At 39.8% G+C, this 16713-nt stretch carries 18 protein-coding genes, 1 tRNA gene and 1 riboswitch; of the genes, 2 read left to right on the top strand and 17 right to left on the bottom strand.

Features of this window, described 5'->3' with window-relative positions:
• The 7 genes from thiE to AN214_RS06940 form a co-directional block, all read right to left on the bottom strand.
• Complete coding sequence (gene thiE, locus AN214_RS06970) at positions 1-1512, bottom strand: thiamine phosphate synthase (protein ID WP_054979059.1); 1512 nt, start codon at positions 1510-1512, stop codon at positions 1-3.
• Between the two features lie 62 nt (positions 1513-1574).
• Positions 1575-1937 (bottom strand): four helix bundle protein, encoded by a 363-nt coding sequence (locus AN214_RS06965; protein WP_054979058.1) that lies wholly within the window; start codon positions 1935-1937, stop codon positions 1575-1577.
• Between the two features lie 70 nt (positions 1938-2007).
• Positions 2008-2790, bottom strand: a complete 783-nt coding sequence (locus AN214_RS06960; RefSeq protein WP_054979057.1) for a thiazole synthase — start codon at positions 2788-2790, stop codon at positions 2008-2010.
• Positions 2790-2987: a sulfur carrier protein ThiS gene (gene thiS / locus AN214_RS06955; protein ID WP_054979056.1), complete on the bottom strand. Its 198-nt coding sequence runs from the start codon at positions 2985-2987 to the stop codon at positions 2790-2792. The genes AN214_RS06960 and thiS overlap by 1 nt, the downstream gene beginning before the upstream one ends.
• Before the next feature lie 9 nt (positions 2988-2996).
• Positions 2997-3995: an FAD-dependent oxidoreductase gene (locus AN214_RS06950; protein ID WP_054979055.1), complete on the bottom strand. Its 999-nt coding sequence runs from the start codon at positions 3993-3995 to the stop codon at positions 2997-2999.
• Positions 3996-4070: 75 nt separating this feature from the next.
• The gene (gene thiC / locus AN214_RS06945) at positions 4071-6029 is read right to left on the bottom strand and encodes a phosphomethylpyrimidine synthase ThiC (RefSeq protein WP_054979054.1); all 1959 of its coding nucleotides are present in this window, start codon (positions 6027-6029) and stop codon (positions 4071-4073) included.
• A 143-nt stretch (positions 6030-6172) separates the two neighbouring features.
• Positions 6173-6289: riboswitch (TPP riboswitch) on the bottom strand.
• Between the two features lie 91 nt (positions 6290-6380).
• Positions 6381-6455, bottom strand: a tRNA-Arg gene (locus AN214_RS06940).
• A 172-nt stretch (positions 6456-6627) separates the two neighbouring features.
• On the opposite strand from AN214_RS06940, the gene AN214_RS06935 reads away from it, so the two are divergent.
• Positions 6628-6810, top strand: a complete 183-nt coding sequence (locus AN214_RS06935; protein WP_054979053.1) for a helix-turn-helix domain-containing protein — start codon at positions 6628-6630, stop codon at positions 6808-6810.
• Here the strand turns inward: AN214_RS06935 and AN214_RS06930 are convergent.
• The 4 genes from AN214_RS06930 to AN214_RS06915 form a co-directional block, all read right to left on the bottom strand.
• The gene (locus tag AN214_RS06930; protein WP_054979052.1) at positions 6807-7589 is read right to left on the bottom strand and encodes a phosphotransferase; all 783 of its coding nucleotides are present in this window, start codon (positions 7587-7589) and stop codon (positions 6807-6809) included. The two genes, AN214_RS06935 and AN214_RS06930, sit on opposite strands and share 4 nt — an antisense overlap.
• Complete coding sequence (pnuC, locus tag AN214_RS06925) at positions 7582-8196, bottom strand: nicotinamide riboside transporter PnuC (RefSeq protein WP_054979051.1); 615 nt, start codon at positions 8194-8196, stop codon at positions 7582-7584. Before pnuC ends, AN214_RS06930 begins: the two co-directional genes overlap by 8 nt.
• Positions 8197-8457 (bottom strand): YkoF family thiamine/hydroxymethylpyrimidine-binding protein, encoded by a 261-nt coding sequence (locus AN214_RS06920; protein ID WP_054979050.1) that lies wholly within the window; start codon positions 8455-8457, stop codon positions 8197-8199.
• A 128-nt stretch (positions 8458-8585) separates the two neighbouring features.
• Positions 8586-10697, bottom strand: a complete 2112-nt coding sequence (locus AN214_RS06915) for a TonB-dependent receptor (protein WP_054979049.1) — start codon at positions 10695-10697, stop codon at positions 8586-8588.
• A gap of 152 nt (positions 10698-10849) precedes the next feature.
• Between AN214_RS06915 and AN214_RS06910 the strand changes: the two genes are divergently transcribed.
• Positions 10850-11254, top strand: coding sequence for a thioesterase family protein (locus AN214_RS06910; protein WP_054979048.1), 405 nt, complete (start codon positions 10850-10852; stop codon positions 11252-11254).
• A gap of 39 nt (positions 11255-11293) precedes the next feature.
• Here AN214_RS06910 and galE read toward each other — a convergent pair whose 3' ends face one another.
• From galE to AN214_RS06880, 6 genes are all read right to left on the bottom strand, one after another.
• On the bottom strand, positions 11294-12313 hold the full coding sequence (gene galE, locus AN214_RS06905; RefSeq protein WP_054979047.1) for a UDP-glucose 4-epimerase GalE: 1020 nt from the start codon (positions 12311-12313) through the stop codon (positions 11294-11296).
• An 18-nt stretch (positions 12314-12331) separates the two neighbouring features.
• Positions 12332-13288, bottom strand: coding sequence for a hypothetical protein (locus AN214_RS06900; RefSeq protein WP_054979046.1), 957 nt, complete (start codon positions 13286-13288; stop codon positions 12332-12334).
• Positions 13289-13703: 415 nt separating this feature from the next.
• On the bottom strand, positions 13704-14057 hold the full coding sequence (locus AN214_RS06895) for a DUF2304 domain-containing protein (RefSeq protein WP_054979045.1): 354 nt from the start codon (positions 14055-14057) through the stop codon (positions 13704-13706).
• Positions 14058-14059: 2 nt separating this feature from the next.
• Positions 14060-14764 (bottom strand): glycosyltransferase family 2 protein, encoded by a 705-nt coding sequence (locus AN214_RS06890; RefSeq protein WP_054979044.1) that lies wholly within the window; start codon positions 14762-14764, stop codon positions 14060-14062.
• A 67-nt stretch (positions 14765-14831) separates the two neighbouring features.
• On the bottom strand, positions 14832-15713 hold the full coding sequence (locus AN214_RS06885) for a glycosyltransferase (RefSeq protein ID WP_054979043.1): 882 nt from the start codon (positions 15711-15713) through the stop codon (positions 14832-14834).
• The gene (locus AN214_RS06880) at positions 15710-16687 is read right to left on the bottom strand and encodes a glycosyltransferase family 2 protein (RefSeq protein WP_054979042.1); all 978 of its coding nucleotides are present in this window, start codon (positions 16685-16687) and stop codon (positions 15710-15712) included. The genes AN214_RS06885 and AN214_RS06880 overlap by 4 nt, the downstream gene beginning before the upstream one ends.
• Positions 16688-16713: the final 26 nt, after the last annotated feature.

Genomic DNA, 16713 nt, shown 5'->3' with positions numbered 1-16713 from the left:
TTACTTCAATACACTTTCAAGTTCAACAATGGCCGCTTCCGGGTCAGCTGCTTCTGTAATTGCGCGCACAACCGCAATACTGCCAACGCCAGTTTTTGCAACCTCTTCAGCACGGTTTAAGTCTATGCCACCAATTGCCACTACAGGATAATCATGCATTAGTGGTACAAAGTGTTTTAACTTTTCAAGGCCTTGAATTTGCCCGGTCATATCTTTGGTTGTGGTTGGATAAATTGCACCAAAAGCCAAATAACTTGGGCGATAATTATGAGCACGTAGCACTTCATAAAAACCATGAGTAGAGACACCTAGGCGAATGCCTGCTTGTTTAATTTCAGCTAAATTAGCGACCGAAATATCTTCTTGGCCAAGATGTATACCGTAAGCACCATGCTTTATTGCTAATTGCCAATAATCATTGATAAATAAGCGCGCGTCGTATTTTTTACCAAGGGTAATCGCGGTTGCGATTTTTTCTTCAAGATCAGCATCGCTGCTATCTTTAATACGCAGCTGAATGGTTTTAATACCCGCTTTTAAACAGCGCTCAATCCAGTCAACTGAATCAACCACAGGATAAATACCCAAATTACGCGTTTCTATTTTTGCAAAATCACGGGCACTGACTTGCTCTGAATCCACTTCGAGATCAAGTTCCTGACCTAGCCACGAATCTGCTTCAATTACTTCTGGGTAATCATTGATATCGTGGGGGAAACCACAATGCGCCACTGGGCCAATGCCTTGCCCAAAGCGTGTAGCACGCTTTAAGCCTTGATTAATATAGGCTTTTGCAAGAATAAAGGCATCTTTTAGCGGATAGCCTTTCGCAAGATTGGCTGCAACACTGGACGCAAAAGAGCACCCTGTACCATGGCTATGCGGTGTGTTAATTGCTTTATTGCCTAGCCAATACTCATCATCTTGGTGAGCACCATAATCGATGCAATAGCCTTTAGGATAATCCCAATGTCCGCCTTTTATCAGCACACTCGGTACACCTAATTCATTAAACACTTTCGCGGCATCTTGCACTGCGCTTGGGCCAATTAAATACACACCGGTAAGAATTTGCGTTTCTTGGGTATTTGGTGTGATCACATCTACTTGTGGTAGTAAATGGGTTTTAATTGCCGGTAGAATATCTTCTTCGGTTAAGCTATCACCGCTTGAGGCTACCGCTACAGGGTCGTAAACAACAACTGGTGGCGTTTGCCATGTGGTTTTGTAGCGTTTAAGTGTATTAGCAATAAACTCCACTTGCTGCTCATTAGCAAGCATGCCAATTTTAATCACTTTAGGTTGTACATCTTGCTCAAGAGCATCAAGTTGGGATTCAATGACCTTGATTGCAACGCCATTAATCTCTTCAACACCCATGCTATTTTGCGCAGTAAGTGCCGAAATCACGCTACATGCATGCACACCAAAACTTTGCGCTGCTTTTATATCAGCTTGAATACCCGCGCCGCCACCAGCGTCAGAGCCAGCAATAGTCCAAATTAATGCCATAGTTTCCTAGATTTCAGATTTCAGATTTCAGATTTCAGATTTCAGATTTCAGATTTCAGATTTCAGATTTCAGAAATATTACTTCGTTTATATTTTATGATTGCCACTATCATGGCGGTTATTTGCTTTACTTCGTCAATTAATGAAAAACCAATACTTGACTCAATAAGGCCTATCTTTATACCAATATATAACTGCGTTACGAGCTCACCTGCTGAACCCTTTGCAATCACATAAAAGCGCACCATATCTTTAATGGTTTCTCTTTCTTCACCTTCGCCAATATTTGAAGGTATCGAAAGCGCTGATCGCGTTATTTGATTTTTTAATACATTATCCTTGCACAAGGCCATCGCTTTATAGACTTCGCAAGTAACACGACAAGCCCGCTGCCAAACCGCTAAACTTTCAAATTCATAACTCACTCCTTAAGTTATCTAAAGCATACTCAATGAGTGTAGCATCTGAAATCTGAACGCTTTTTTCTTTACCCTATTACTGATGCCAAAAAGGCATACCCATTGTCGGGGTTGATGGTTTAGCAACTTCTTTTTCTGGCATTGCTTTGGCCTCATAAGCAATTCTGCCTGCTTCTACCGCAAGTGAAAATGCCTTTGCCATTGCAATTGGATCGCCTGCTTGCGCTACCGCACTATTTAATAGTACCGCATCATACCCCATTTCCATTGCCGTTGCTGCGTGCGAAGGTAAGCCAAGCCCAGCATCAACTAGCAAAGTGGTATTCGGTAAGCGCTCACGAATGGTTCTTAAGGCATATGGATTTAACAACCCTTTGCCAGTACCTATTGGCGCGCCCCAAGGCATCAATACCTCACAGCCTAAATCAACTAATTTTTGGCAAATCACTAAATCGTCTGTGCAATAAGGCAATACCTCAAAGCCTTCTGCGATGAGCTGTTTAGTTGCTTCAAGCAAACCTATTGGGTCGGGCTGTAAGTTGTATTCATCGCCAATAAGCTCAAGCTTAATCCAATTAGTTTGAAACACTTCGCGGCACATTTTGGCAAGAGTTACAGCTTCTTGCACACTGTGGCAACCTGCGGTATTGGGCAAAACTTTTAGACCGGTATCTTTAATCAATTGCCAAAAATCATTTCCGGCTTCAAGGGTACCTTGTCTACGCAATGATACCGTCACCACCTCAGCACTCGATGCCTTAATTGACTGCTGCATTACTGCAGGAGATGGGTACAAGGCTGAGCCAATAAATAAACGGCTCGACAGCGTTTGGCCATAAATAGTTAGCGGTTTATTCATTAGCCCCCCTGTATTGGTGAGAGAATTTCAATCTGATCGCCATCAGCCAAAGTGATGCCTTCGCACTGTTCACGCGGCACAAAGCTTTGATTTACAGCCACAGCGTAGGGTTCGCTCGCGCCAAGCTGTGATAGCAAAACAAGCAACGTCGTATTGCTTTCAACATCGCGCTTTTCGCCATTAATTATTAAATTCATTTTGCACTCTTAGTTAATCTGCTCAAGCGCCATTTCAACCACTTTTGGCGCCAGTAAATAACCATGTCTATACAAGCCATTAATCATAATGCGCTTGCCTTGCTTTTCAACCAGTGGACGGTTATCAGGCATACTTGGCCTTAGCCCTGCTTGCATTTCCAGTATTTCGGCTTCAGCAAAGCCACTATGAACTGTATATGCAGCTGACAACAGCTCCATTGCTGAACGCAGCGTCATAGGTTTGTTTGATTGCGATTCAATTTCTGTCGCGCCAATCACAAACTCATGATTCGGTTTTGGCACAATGTAAATCGGATAACGTGGGTGCATTAATCGCACAGGGCGATTAAGCGACACTTCCGGCGCATATAAGCGCACCACTTCACCGCGCACACCGCGAAGGTTTTGAAGCGAAGGTTTAGCGCCTAAGCCACGGCAATCTATAATCACATCAAAGTGGCTTTCGTTAATACTGCCAGAGAATGACTCAAAGAAAGTAACCTTGTCTTTTACTTGCTGATAACTGGCGGCATAAAACGCACGGTTATCAAGCTGTCCTTCGCAAGGCAAGTAAATGCCTTGGTGAAAACGCCCAGCAAGTGCTGGTTCTAGCTTTGATAGCTGTTCACCACCAAGATGAATTGCACTTTGCTCTGCCAGCGGCTTTAAGCGATTCGCAAATGAGTCTAAATCGCCTTTATCTTGCAGATGTGCAACCACTAAGCTGCCATGTTGTTGGAAAAACACTGGCTCATCTAACATCTCGATAATCGACTGCCACAGTGGCATAGCCTGCAAACCAAGCTCTGCTAAATCAGCTTCACATAGAACCGATTCGGCTAACGGCGCAAGCATAGCCGCGGCGACAAAACCTGCACTTTGCTCACCGCTAACTTTACCTGACTCAAATACCGATACTTGATGCTGCTGATAAAGCTGCAATGCCGCTAAACGCCCCGTTAAACCGTAACCCAAAATCGCGATTTTTTTTCGCTCTGAAATTGCCATAATACGCCCAAGCAGTTAATGAAGAATCAGAATTCAGTACCTTTACTTACTGAATTCTGAATGCTTATTACTGTTTTACACTTTCTGATAAATTTCAGAACCTGCTGATTTAAACTCTTCTGATTTCGCTTTCATTTCAGCTTCAACATCAATCATTTTGATTTCAATTGCATTTGCATCAGAAATATCTACGCCCTGACTTTCTAAATCTTTCGCATAATCACGCACTTCTTGGGTGATTTTCATCGAACAGAATTTAGGACCACACATTGAACAAAAATGTGCAACTTTGCCTGACTCTTGCGGAAGGGTCTCATCGTGGTACTCAAGCGCGCGCTCAGGGTCTAAACCAAGGTTAAACTGATCGTGCCAACGGAACTCAAAGCGTGCTTTAGAAAGTGCGTTATCGCGAATTTGCGCACCTGGGTGACCTTTTGCCAAATCTGCTGCATGGGCTGCAATCTTATAGGTAATAAGGCCTTCCTTAACATCATCTTTATTCGGTAAACCTAAATGCTCTTTTGGCGTTACATAACACAGCATTGCTGTGCCGTACCAAGCAATTTGCGCCGCGCCAATACCCGATGTGAAATGATCATAACCCGGTGCAATATCGGTTGTTAGTGGACCTAAGGTATAAAATGGTGCTTCATGACAATGCTTAAGCTGCTCGTCCATATTGGCTTTGATCATATGCATTGGCACGTGTCCTGGGCCTTCGATGAAGACCTGTACATCGTGTTTCCAAGCAATTTGAGTTAGCTCACCTAAAGTACGTAACTCTGAAAATTGCGCCTCGTCGTTTGCATCAGCCACAGAACCTGGACGCAGGCCATCACCGAGTGAGAAACACACATCGTATTGCTTTAAAATTTCACAGATTTCTTCAAAGTGAGTGTATAAGAAGTTTTCTTTATGGTGCGCTAAACACCACTTTGCCATAATTGAACCACCGCGTGACACAATACCAGTGACACGTTTTGCCGTCATTGGCACGTAGCGAAGCAATACACCTGCGTGAATGGTAAAGTAATCCACACCTTGCTCTGCTTGTTCAATTAGCGTATCGCGAAAGATTTCCCACGTGAGGTCTTCTGCTACACCGTTTACTTTTTCAAGCGCTTGGTAAATTGGTACGGTACCAATTGGCACTGGCGAGTTACGTACAATCCATTCACGTGTTTCATGAATATAACGGCCTGTCGATAAATCCATTACCGTATCGGCACCCCAGCGTGTTGACCATACAAGCTTCTCAACTTCTTCTTCAATTGAGCTTGATACTGACGAGTTACCAATGTTTGAATTTACTTTAACCAAGAAATTACGGCCAATAATCATCGGCTCAGACTCTGGGTGGTTAATATTATTTGGTAATACCGCACGGCCGCGTGCAATTTCATCACAAACAAATTCTGGGGTAATAAAATCTGGCAGCTCTGCACCAAACGATTCGCCCTTGTGTTGCTGCGCTAAAATTTCTTCACGAATTTTTTCACGGCCCATATTTTCACGAATGGCAACGTATTCCATTTCCGGCGTGATAATACCCTGACGCGCATAGTGCATTTGCGTAACGTTTTTACCCGCTTTAGCACAGCGCACTTTTGGTAAATTCTCAAAACGTAAATGATCTAACCCTTCGTCAGCCATACGCTGTTGCGTGTATTGCGAGGTTACAGACACTAGCTCTTGGGTATCATCACGGCCTTCAATCCACGCTTGACGGAATTTTGGTAAACCAACTTCAACATTCAGTTCGGCATTTGGGTCGGTATAAGGGCCCGATGTGTCGTAAACACGCACCGGTTCGTTCTTTTCAAAAATAGGGTTTTCTTCTGTACCACCAGCAAAGGTATCACTTAGCGTGATTTCGCGCATACCAACGCGTACGCCCGGGTTATTTCCTTCTACATAAATTTTTTGAGAATTAGGAAACGGCTGAGTTTTTAGGTTGTATATATAATCAGATGCCGCTTGTCGCGCTTCGCGACGGCTCATTTGATTTGCTGGCTTAGTATTACTTTGTGACATGACGCACCTTTAAATAATTAAATCGAGTGACGGTCTTGCCAAAGTTCGTGATGATTGAAGCGCACACAGCGCCTAGGAGGCAGTTCTTAATATAATTAAGACAACAGTGAAAAGGTCTTTTGCCAAATGGCAAACAAACGCTTGCCACCAAGCTGCTTGTTTCCTACGTAGATACTAATCTATTCAGGTTCACGGATCCCGCTTATGCGATCTCAGCCTTAGTTTTACTCAAAAAGTAAAAGGCACTCCGACAAGTAACGATTGAATTCTATGTGTTTATGTTAAGCGACGCAATAAAAGATTACGCTGATAAGACCAATGGAGAAGTAATTGACTGTGCCAAATAAGAATTGGCGCTCTCGCTAGGGATCGAACCTAGAACTCGGCCTCCGGAGGGCCACGTGATATCCATTTCACCACGAGAGCACGGCGACAATAATAATGGCTAAACCTTCGAATTACCAGCGAATGGAAACTTACTTGGCTAATATATCAACAAGATAGTTACAATTAAGTTGTAATTTACTCGCATTTTTTAAGAAAAAAAGCTTTAATTAAAAGATTCACTTGAAGCATGCCTAAGTATTAGGAGAACAAAATGGCATTAATGACTACAGAACAAGTTGCAGAATTTCTTGGCGTAAAAGAAGAACGCGTCCGTCGTTTAGAGCGTGAAAGCTTATTAATTGCGGCTGAAAAAGACGATGCAGGCAATGCCAAATTTAAAGAAGATGATGTAAAACGCTATAAAGAATTAGCTGAGCGTATTGGTGGTATTTAATCGTTTATAAACGGTTTTAGTGCTAAAGCATGGTTTTTAAAGCCATGCTTTAAATACCAAAAGTAACAAATGAAGTTATAAAGCTGCTGATATAAGTCTAGCTTTTCTAGTTGCTGTGAAGACACGCTCGGCAACTTAAAATAGCATGCAAGCAAGTGTTTTTTGTCATTGTTATTAATTATCAGTGAGCTACAAAGCGCTGCTAAATCAAAGTAAACATCGTTAATTCCCACATATTCAAAGTCGATTAACCAACTCGTTTTATTTGAAAAAATTAGGTTTTCTCGCACTAAGTCGTTATGACACACGCCAAGTTCACATGGGTAATTTTTTAATTTCGCAAGTAATTGATTAATTGTTGTTTGATAATTTTTATATTCTGCTAGCTCAGTGTAACTACTAAAGAGTGTACTTAGATTTATCTCTTCATAGTCATAGTCACTATTCAAATTGTGTAAAACAACTAGTTTTGCGACTAACGATTTAAGGTGAAGCGATTTATTAAACTCTACGCTTTCAATAAATTGATAAGCAATCAGCTTATGTTTTTCACTAGTCGCTATAACGCTTGGCACAACATCTTCTTTTGCTAAGAGCTGCTCAACTATAGTCACTTTGAAGTTATTTTCACGATCAAAATGCTTTAATAGCAGAGTTTTTCCACACAGGGTTTCAACCCGAAAACAGGTATTATTAACGCCTTGAGTAAGATAAAGCGCTTTTTTAGCAACAAACTCTAAACCAAGTTTAACTAGATAGTCTTGGCATTGATTAAGCAAAAGCCAACTCTCTTTGCAGCTGAAAATGCTGGCGCCATTGCAAATAGCCCCAAATCACCATACCGGTATAAATCGCAAATAGTACAACTGTTGGATAATACCCTTTTTGTAGATACAGATAAATAGATGCCGCATCAATCACTAGCCAGTAAAGCCAGTTTTCAAGTACCTTTTTGGCAACTAAGTATGTAGTCATTACCGCGAAACAGGTAGTAAAGGAGTCTAGGTAAGCAAAATCTGCATGCGTGTAATTATCCATCACATAACCCAAGGGTAGTGCAATTAAACTGGTTACTGTGATAATGATAAGGTGGGTATTAAACTGCCAACTTGAGATGGGTAATTCTTTTTTTTCTTTACCATTTTTCCAACAATAGAAACCATAAACCGCCATTGCCAAATAATAAAAATTCAGCAATGATTCCATTAATAAAGCACCGTTCCAAAATAGCAGAGTGTAAATAAAGGTACTTGCAAAGGCACAAGGCCACGCCCACAAACTTTCTTTCATCACAAACACTAAGTAAGCAAGGCCAAGCGCTACCGCGATATATTCCCAATAGCTCATTGCTGTAAAACCGCTTAAGGCTTGTGATAAAAATTCCATTTACACCTCTTTGTTAGGTGATAAATCACCACCAATAAATTTACACACAAAAATTGCCTTACCAAATTCTTGGTGAGAACGTTTAATTTCACTCGTTACTGCGTTCATTACCTCATCGTAGTCACCAAACACCTGCGTAGACATGGTGTTAGTAATCACTTCTAGGTTTGCGTTCTCGTTTAAACGGTCAATAAACCCTTTGATAAATGGAATATAATCTTGATGCAGCGGGTATTTACTAATTTCTACAGATAATTTCATAGCTTTTGCTTTAAGGTTTCAGGTTTCAGGTTTCAGGTTTCAGGTTTCAGGTTTCAGGTTTCAGGTTTCAGGTTTCAGAAGAGCCTAACAGCCACATCTGAAACCCAAACACATTACTTATAATTGAATTAATACTGATAGGTAAAACTTACACCAGCCATACGCGGCTCAGCAAATTGCACATAAGTGTGCGTCTCGTAAAAATCTCGCGGGTCATTACCAAACTCAAAACCTCGAGTTGCGTAATCTTGATTAAACATATTGCGCACCCAAGCACTTACTTCCCATGCATTGCGGCTATAACCAATCTTAGCATTAACCAGATTTACACTTTCAGCCCTTGAGTCGTGACTATCTGAGAAATAGTAGTCATCTTTGCCTTCAATACCTAAATTAACGTATAGATTTTCCGTTGCATCGAAACGTGCCGAGAAGGCATAGTTGTAGCGCGGTGCCTGGGCTTGTTCGCGGCCATCTTTGCTCTCGCCATCAGCATTAACAAAGTCATCCATTCGGGTACGTAAATAACCTACCGCACCATTTAAACTTATGCGTTCAGTTAACTGATAACGTCCATCGATTTCGATACCGTAGTTACGGCCACTAGCTGCGTTATCAAGGTAACCAACGAATACAGGCTCTGACGTTTCATCGGCTTTGTATTCTTTGTACGCCTTAACTTGCATATTATCGCGGTACATATAAAACGCAGCTAAACGAAGTACCAGTCGCTTATCTTTAGACATGCCTTTAACGCCAAACTCGCCGCTCCATAAATACTCTGGATCAAAATATTTAATGGTTTCAAAGAAACTTTGATCTACGCCTTCATCTCGCGCTTTTGCTAGTGCTTCACCATTGATACCACCCGCTTTGTAACCACTCGTGAGGCTGGTATAGATCATCGCTTGCTGGTTAACTTGATGCTCAAGTGCAAGTTTTCCGCCTACCATTGAATCATCAACTGATTCTAAAAAGCCGTTGTTATCAAAGTAATCACCTTGGTAATTTTCTGCACGCAAACCCGTAATCAAAACCGTACGATCATCAATGCGTGTTTCTAATTGACCAAATACAGCAATATTATCTACTTGATAATTTGACTCAAAGTCTTGTGCTTGCCATGTATAAGCGCGTGTTAAATCAACTTCTTTGCTTTGATAATATACGCCGCCAATCCAAGTCCCTTCTTTGCTTTGCACATTTAATTCAACGGAGCGGTCTTTACGCTCTCGATCATACGCATCGGTCGAACTATATCCCCAAGAGTGAAGACCCGCACTGCATAGTTCTGCTTCTTCTGGGTCATTACATACCCAATCTTCATCATAGCTATACAATAAATCAGCATTAAGCGCGCTAACATTGAAATTGATATCAAAACTATCAAAACCTGAAAAACTATTGCGCCAGCTAACGCCGTAACTTTCTTGGTTATCTTGTCCTGGCTGATCAGCTACTGATTTACGTGAGTTATCGAGGGTAAAGGCATCATAACCATTTTCAATATCGATATAATGTAGATTCAATTCACTAACAAACACATCGCTGAAATCTGTTTTTGCTTTAAAACGTGCAACCAGTTCATCTTGATCTTGGGTAGACTCATTTAAGTAAATGTTATCAACATAACCATCTGAGCTATTTTGGTACACGCTAGCACGCATACCAACAACATCATCAATACCGCCACCAGCAGCAACACCGAGGTTATAAGAATTGTAATTTCCGGCACCGAGCTGCAATTTGGCGCGCGCATCTGTTGTAGCTTCGTTTGTATCAATGTGGATCATGCCTGCCAGAGCGTCTGCACCAAAGCGTGTTCCTTGAGGGCCACGGTAAATCTCAGCTTGCTGTGTATCAAACAACAACGCTGCTCCGCCTAAACCAGAGTAATTAATACCATCAATTAATAACCCTACTGATGGATTAATTGGGTCAACAAATTGCGAACGTAAACCGATACCACGAATTTGAATAAAACGTCCACGCGATGCGCCAGACGTATAATTAACGTTAGCAGCCGTATTTAACATTTCATCCAAATGCACGGCATTACGCATTGCAATATCTTGCTCACCAAGTACATGCACACTTGCGCTTAACGTTTGAATACTTTCTTTTTTAAAGTCACCAGTAACGGTAATAACTTCAATATTGTCTGGTTCTTGATTAGCAACACTGGTTGCTGAAATTGACGCGAGAATAGCTGCAGAAACGAGTTTTAAGCTGGTTTTCACTTTGGCATCCCATCTTTGATATATAGTAATTGCCGCATAGTTTATAAGAAGTTAATTGTGTAAGCGAGAAAAGTTCGTATTTGAGAGCATAAGTCATACCTCTTTAATCAAAGATTTAGGTAAACTGCTAAAAAAATTTTGAGTACTAATTTATGACCTTTCGAATAGAACTAAAAGTAAGAGATTACGAATGTGACTTACAAGGCATTGTAAACAACGGTGTGTATTTTAATTACCTAGAACATGCACGCCACGAGTTTTTATATGCCAACAATGTCGATTTTGCCAAACTAGCAGCCGATAAGATCAACTTAGTGGTAATACGCAGCGAAATTGATTTTAAAACTTCATTGCAACCGGGCGACGAGTTTTATGTTGAAGTGAGCCCAGAACGCATTTCAAAACTAAAATTTGGTTTTCGCCAACGCGTTGTGAGAAAAAAAGATAACAAAGTAGCTGTAGAGGCACTTGTTATTGGCACATCAGTAAATGAAAAGGGAAGGCCATTTTTACCAAATGAGATCAATGACTTGTTCCCTTTGAGTGGTAGCAAGTAATAATCATTAAAAAGGATGCGTAAGCATCCTTTTTATTAATTAGTTTTCAGTGTAGCCATTAGGGTTTTGCTCTTGCCAGCGCCATGCATCGACCATCATATCGTCTAGTCCGAGCGCTGCTACCCAGCCTAATTCTTTTTTAGCTTTTTCAGGATTTGCATAACATACTGCAATATCGCCAGGGCGACGAGGTTGTATTTCAAACTTAACGGTTCTTTTGGAGGCCGCTTCAAAAGCTTTGACCATCTCAAGTACAGAGAAACCATTACCCGTGCCTAAGTTATAGACTAACGCCCCACTAGCTGATTCTAACTTGCTGAGCGCCTTTAAATGACCAAGTGCAAGGTCAACCACATGAATATAATCACGTACACCTGTACCATCCGGCGTGTCGTAGTCATCACCGAACACGCCTAAACAAGCTAATTTGCCGATAGCAACTTGTGAAATGTAAGGCAACAAATTGTTTGGAATATCGTTAGGATCTTCACCAATCTGACCCGATTTATGCGCACCTACTGGATTAAAATAACGTAAAATTGCAAAACGCCACTTTTCATTTGATGCAGCTAAATCTTGTAAAATACGTTCAACCATGTATTTGGATGTTCCGTAAGGGTTGCTTGTTCCCCCTACCGGAGCGGTCTCAACGACAGGTAGTGATTCTGGCGTGCCATAAACATTTGCAGACGAGCTAAAGACTAATTTGTTAACACCTGCTCTATCCATTGCTGCAAGCAGATTAAGCGTGCCTTGAACGTTATTTTCATAATACTTATACGGCATGGTAATAGACTCATTCACGGACTTTAGCCCTGCAAAATGAACAACACTATCAATACTATGCTTAGCAAAAATTGAATCTAACAACTCAGAATCTAAAATATCACCTTGATAAAATGTTACTGACTTATCTGTGATATGCTGAACACGCTTTAACGCTTCTTCGGATGAATTTGATAAGTTATCAATGACAACAACATCAAGATTCGTTTGCAAAAGCTCAACTGCAGTATGCGAGCCAATATATCCCGCCCCACCAGTAACCAGTACCGTCATGTGTTAAATCCTTAAACGTTATGAGTAGTAATCGCCAAATACTTGATAAAATCGCGTGAGTTCATTTTCACCTAGTTGGTTTATTCCAGCTGCTGCTGCTCGCCCACCACCGGTCGCAAATTGAGTGACTACTTTGTCTGCACCTTGTTTATTATTTAATGGCGCCCTAATACTCACAGTATAGCCCGACTCTTGATGATGAGTGAGTACCGCATGCGCTTTATTTGGTGATTGGTTTGCGAGTTCATTACCTAAAACGCCACTTACACGCCTTGCCCATGGTGCATCTTCCAATAAAATAACTTTAACCGCATTATTTTCATACATCACTTGCGCAGCTTGCGCCTTTGCCATGTCGGCTTCATATAACGATTCCAATTGGTAAAAAATCGAATCTTTCTGCTCTATAACTTGCAAAGGTGATGGGTAATCAAGCAATAATTCAAACAGCGCTTCTGGGTGAAAATGTAAATCCTCAATCGAACTACCATAACCGTTATAGTTAATATAAACCCCCAACGCTTTTAGCTTGTCTTTTTGCTCTTGCGTTAATCCGAGTTTACTTGCCTCTGCATCAGCAGTAGTAATCATATTGTCGCCATACGCGGCAGTAATTGCCCACAGATGATATTGCTTATCGAGTAAATCACTGACAATCAAGCTTGTACAAGTGTTGGCGTCTAAATCAATATGTGCTGCTAATTTATCGCTTGTTGGAATTTCACCTGCACGATGATGATCGACATAAAATACTTCTGCACCGCTATCTAAGCACTTATGAAGCGCTTCCATGTTTTTTTCCATAGAAATATCGAGTACACGAATTTTATCACTTGGCTTAACATCTACCTGTTTAAGCAATTGAATATCGCGTTTAACACCAGTAATTTTTTTACTTTCAGTAGGGTTTGCAAGCTGCAATTGAAGAAGGGCGATAATGCCATCTGCATCACCGTTAAATACGTCGTAGTTCATTAATCCGTTCCAACTGGAATATGTAAAAATATTTAGGTAAATCTTCTCTAATAATACTGAGTGATGCAAATAAACTTTTATTCAGTAGCTAATCATTTCTGAAAAATCAAAATGGGAAAAACACAAACAACGCGCGATTAAAATTCACAATGCTTGAGAGCTCTCTATCTATGTTGCATGAGTATATCCTCGAAGATAGCCCTTGGGAAAACCTTGTCAAACTATGACTATCAACGCAGGGAGGAGTGAACTAGTTTGCCAAACTACGCCTATTAACTTCGGTTAGTAATATACAACCAATTAAATATGAGGAAATCGCTATAGAAAGTGTTTAAGTTGTATAAGTCAAATAAATCCTTCTACGAATTTATGGCACGATTCACTTTTATCTAGTCGAGCTAGTTACTAAATTTAATTAATTTTGTTTCTTCTTAACCAGCTCAAGTTCCATTTCAACTATGGCAAGCTTTTGTGCAATCCTGTCTAATTTAACTTGAGTTTTAGCTCTTTCAATATCAGCTATTAGCGCTTTCAACATTAATAATAAACAGGCCATTATAACTGGCAAAATTGGAGAGTAAGCGATTCCAACCCATTGAGCAACAATATCAGCTAACTGAGGATATATCCCAAGCACTAAAATTGCTAATGCCAATACTAACCAACGAAAAGCGGCACCCATCAAAATTGAATCTCGCCGGATTAACACAAATACAAATAAGAAAAAGATGACAGCAATAATTGATGTAAAAACTTGATACGCTTGCAAAGTTAATCCTTAATCTCTGCCGAGATTAATTTATTTGTTTTAGCTAATTTACTTAAACAAAGCACCGTTGTGTACGTCATATAATAGAAAACAGCCCACCACGAATAGAAGATACGAGATATACCCACAGTTCTATCATGCATCTGAACATCAACTTCCCCTTTCGTTATTTCGAAAGTTCTCAATAATAAGAGTACACCTACATCCTGATATTCAAGTAAGCTTGCTTCTTTACGACTAAGAACTTTAATCGCTTTTTGATCATATAGTCGTAAACCAGAAGTCAAGTCTTGAACTTTAACGCCTGATAGCTTTCTAAAAAACTTCCATGCCATATGCCTTGCGACAGAACCTCGAGTCAAACATGAACCGATAGCTATATTTAATTTTTCATTCTTTTGAAATTCGCGGAGTTTATGAATTTCTTGTGCTAAATGCTGCTGGTCTGCATCAAACGTTACAGCGAACCTTGCATTAATTTTATTTGCGTAACGTAAACCCGCTTGTGTTGCTTTCCATGCGCCTAAATTATAAGGCAACGACATCACACTAACACCAGAATTTTTAGCACAAATGGCTGTATTGTCTGTACTGCAATCATCTACAACTAAAATATTGTGGTATCCAAAACTGCGTAAATCTTCAATCACTAATGCTATTGTTGATTCTTCATTATGTGCAGGAATGATAACGAGAATGTCTTCCATGGTAATCTAAACTAGGCCTAAATCGTAATTGTGCAATATTCAATATGCGTAATCGAAGATTTTACACTTAAACGGACGTTTTTAAAAACTTAAAATACCGATAAGCTAGTTGAAATCTAAAAAAGAGTATGTTTTTTACAATCAAAAAAAATAAATGTAGTTTAATTATTCGCTTTTTTGACGCAACTAGCTTTACTTTTGAGCTATTACTAAACAAATTTGCAATTTGGTCATAAATAATTACCTCTTCGTTAAAGCGTTCACAGTTCACTGTTAATTTGCTAGTTTGATTTTCCTTATGACGTCGATAAGTATATAACTTGTCATGTACTCCTAAAACTTGTTTATTCGCTATCAGTAGGTCAATATAAAATTGTAAGTCGGTTACCATTTTCCATTTTTTATTGAATACACAGTTACCTAATTTCGATTTGCGATAGCATATAGTCGGGCAGAATATATAACACCCTTTTAATAATGAAATGATGCCTTTCTCACCTTGCAAAGTGATAAATTTAGTTCTTGGTCGAATAAAATATTTAACCAAATCAGGAAAGGAAATAATCGTCCTTGAGGATTCATCAACAATACTTGCGCCACAAAAGTACGCCGCCACACCAGGATGTAAGCCAACTATTTGAGTCATTCTCAATATATAATTTGTTTCTAAGAAATCATCACTATGAAGCAGCGTAACGAGCTCAGTTTGCGAGGATTGAATTGCAAAATTCCAATTTCCAGCCATGGTTTTGTCTGCTGTATTATATATATACCTTGCTGGCACATGCTGATATTTTTTTGCTAGTTTCTGCAACTCTAAATTAGGAACCTCTTCGCCATCTACTATTAATAGTTCGTAGCAATCAAGGCTTTGAGTTAAAACCGAGTTTATAGCCTGTTCTAAATAGTTAAAGTCAGGTTTATAACAAGGGATTGCGATGGTAATCATCTGCATTTCACCAAGATAGGTAGTATTATCATCAAGATTACAAAGTAAATTTTCATCATTAAACTTTTAGCATTTGGAAAGTACACCGCTATTAATCGAATCCTTTTAAATAAATTGTATTTATTTAATTCAGCAAAACCGTTAAGGTAATCATTCGCATGTAGGTCATAATTTTGCTGTTGTGTAATTAATTTGCACTGATAAATATAAGACGGAAAAAGCTTCAAATAACGAAGCGCCATCTTATAAATATAACTTCGAGCATAGCTCCTTTGAATCTTTATCTCTGTAGCCCCAATTGAATTTATCCCGTGCTGTCTATAGTCAATTAATGAATCATTCACATACACCAGTTGACCAAAAACTTTCGCGTTCAATGCAAACCAGTAGTCATGCACAAGTAACCCCTGAGGTAAAGGGGCGGCAACCTCTAGTAGAGCACGATTAAACATTGTCGCGCACCCAGTTACAACATTTTGGTGACAAAACAAAGGAAAGTCGTGTTTATCTGGTTCGGGTAAGCCTTGATAATTAACAAAAGACGGGTCTATTAAGCTTAATGCTTCGTCTACTACCCGCATATCTGAATGGACAAGTAGCGGCACAGACGAGCCACCTTGCGCCTTGATTAATCGAGATAACAAAAGATTTAATTTATTGTCATGCCAAACATCATCTTGGTCAGCAAAACAAAAATATTCAAAAGATGTCGTCAAAGCATATTCGCATAACGCTGAAAAGTTGGCTAAATGACCATTTTCATTCGATTTTTTACTAATAACAGTTATTTTATGGGCATATTTTTTACTGTATTCGTGAAGCATTGTAACTGTTTTATCAGTAGAGCCATCATCTCTTGCTATAATATGAACATTAATATTTTTTTGCTTTAGTATTGAATCTAGCTGCTCAGCTAGATATTTTTCCCCATTATAAGTTGCCAATAGCACGGCGACTGACTGATTATTATCCATCTATCTTGTTGAAAAAGGGGCTTATC

The organism is Pseudoalteromonas sp. P1-9, from assembly GCF_001399975.1.
In the GTDB taxonomy this organism is placed as follows: Bacteria; Pseudomonadota; Gammaproteobacteria; order Enterobacterales; family Alteromonadaceae; genus Pseudoalteromonas.
This window is presented reverse-complemented; position numbering and strand designations above follow the sequence as displayed.

Coding starts and splice junctions, on each gene's coding strand:
- thiE (WP_054979059.1), bottom strand. CDS start 1,512: ATGGCATTAATTTGGACTATTGCTGGCTCTGACGCTGGTGGCGGCGCG.
- AN214_RS06960 (WP_054979057.1), bottom strand. CDS start 2,790: ATGAATAAACCGCTAACTATTTATGGCCAAACGCTGTCGAGCCGTTTA.
- thiS (WP_054979056.1), bottom strand. CDS start 2,987: ATGAATTTAATAATTAATGGCGAAAAGCGCGATGTTGAAAGCAATACG.
- AN214_RS06950 (WP_054979055.1), bottom strand. CDS start 3,995: ATGGCAATTTCAGAGCGAAAAAAAATCGCGATTTTGGGTTACGGTTTA.
- thiC (WP_054979054.1), bottom strand. CDS start 6,029: ATGTCACAAAGTAATACTAAGCCAGCAAATCAAATGAGCCGTCGCGAA.
- AN214_RS06935 (WP_054979053.1), top strand. CDS start 6,628: ATGGCATTAATGACTACAGAACAAGTTGCAGAATTTCTTGGCGTAAAA.
- pnuC (WP_054979051.1), bottom strand. CDS start 8,196: ATGGAATTTTTATCACAAGCCTTAAGCGGTTTTACAGCAATGAGCTAT.
- AN214_RS06920 (WP_054979050.1), bottom strand. CDS start 8,457: ATGAAATTATCTGTAGAAATTAGTAAATACCCGCTGCATCAAGATTAT.
- AN214_RS06910 (WP_054979048.1), top strand. CDS start 10,850: ATGACCTTTCGAATAGAACTAAAAGTAAGAGATTACGAATGTGACTTA.
- galE (WP_054979047.1), bottom strand. CDS start 12,313: ATGACGGTACTGGTTACTGGTGGGGCGGGATATATTGGCTCGCATACT.
- AN214_RS06900 (WP_054979046.1), bottom strand. CDS start 13,288: ATGAACTACGACGTATTTAACGGTGATGCAGATGGCATTATCGCCCTT.
- AN214_RS06890 (WP_054979044.1), bottom strand. CDS start 14,764: ATGGAAGACATTCTCGTTATCATTCCTGCACATAATGAAGAATCAACA.
- AN214_RS06885 (WP_054979043.1), bottom strand. CDS start 15,713: ATGATTACCATCGCAATCCCTTGTTATAAACCTGACTTTAACTATTTA.
- AN214_RS06880 (WP_054979042.1), bottom strand. CDS start 16,687: ATGGATAATAATCAGTCAGTCGCCGTGCTATTGGCAACTTATAATGGG.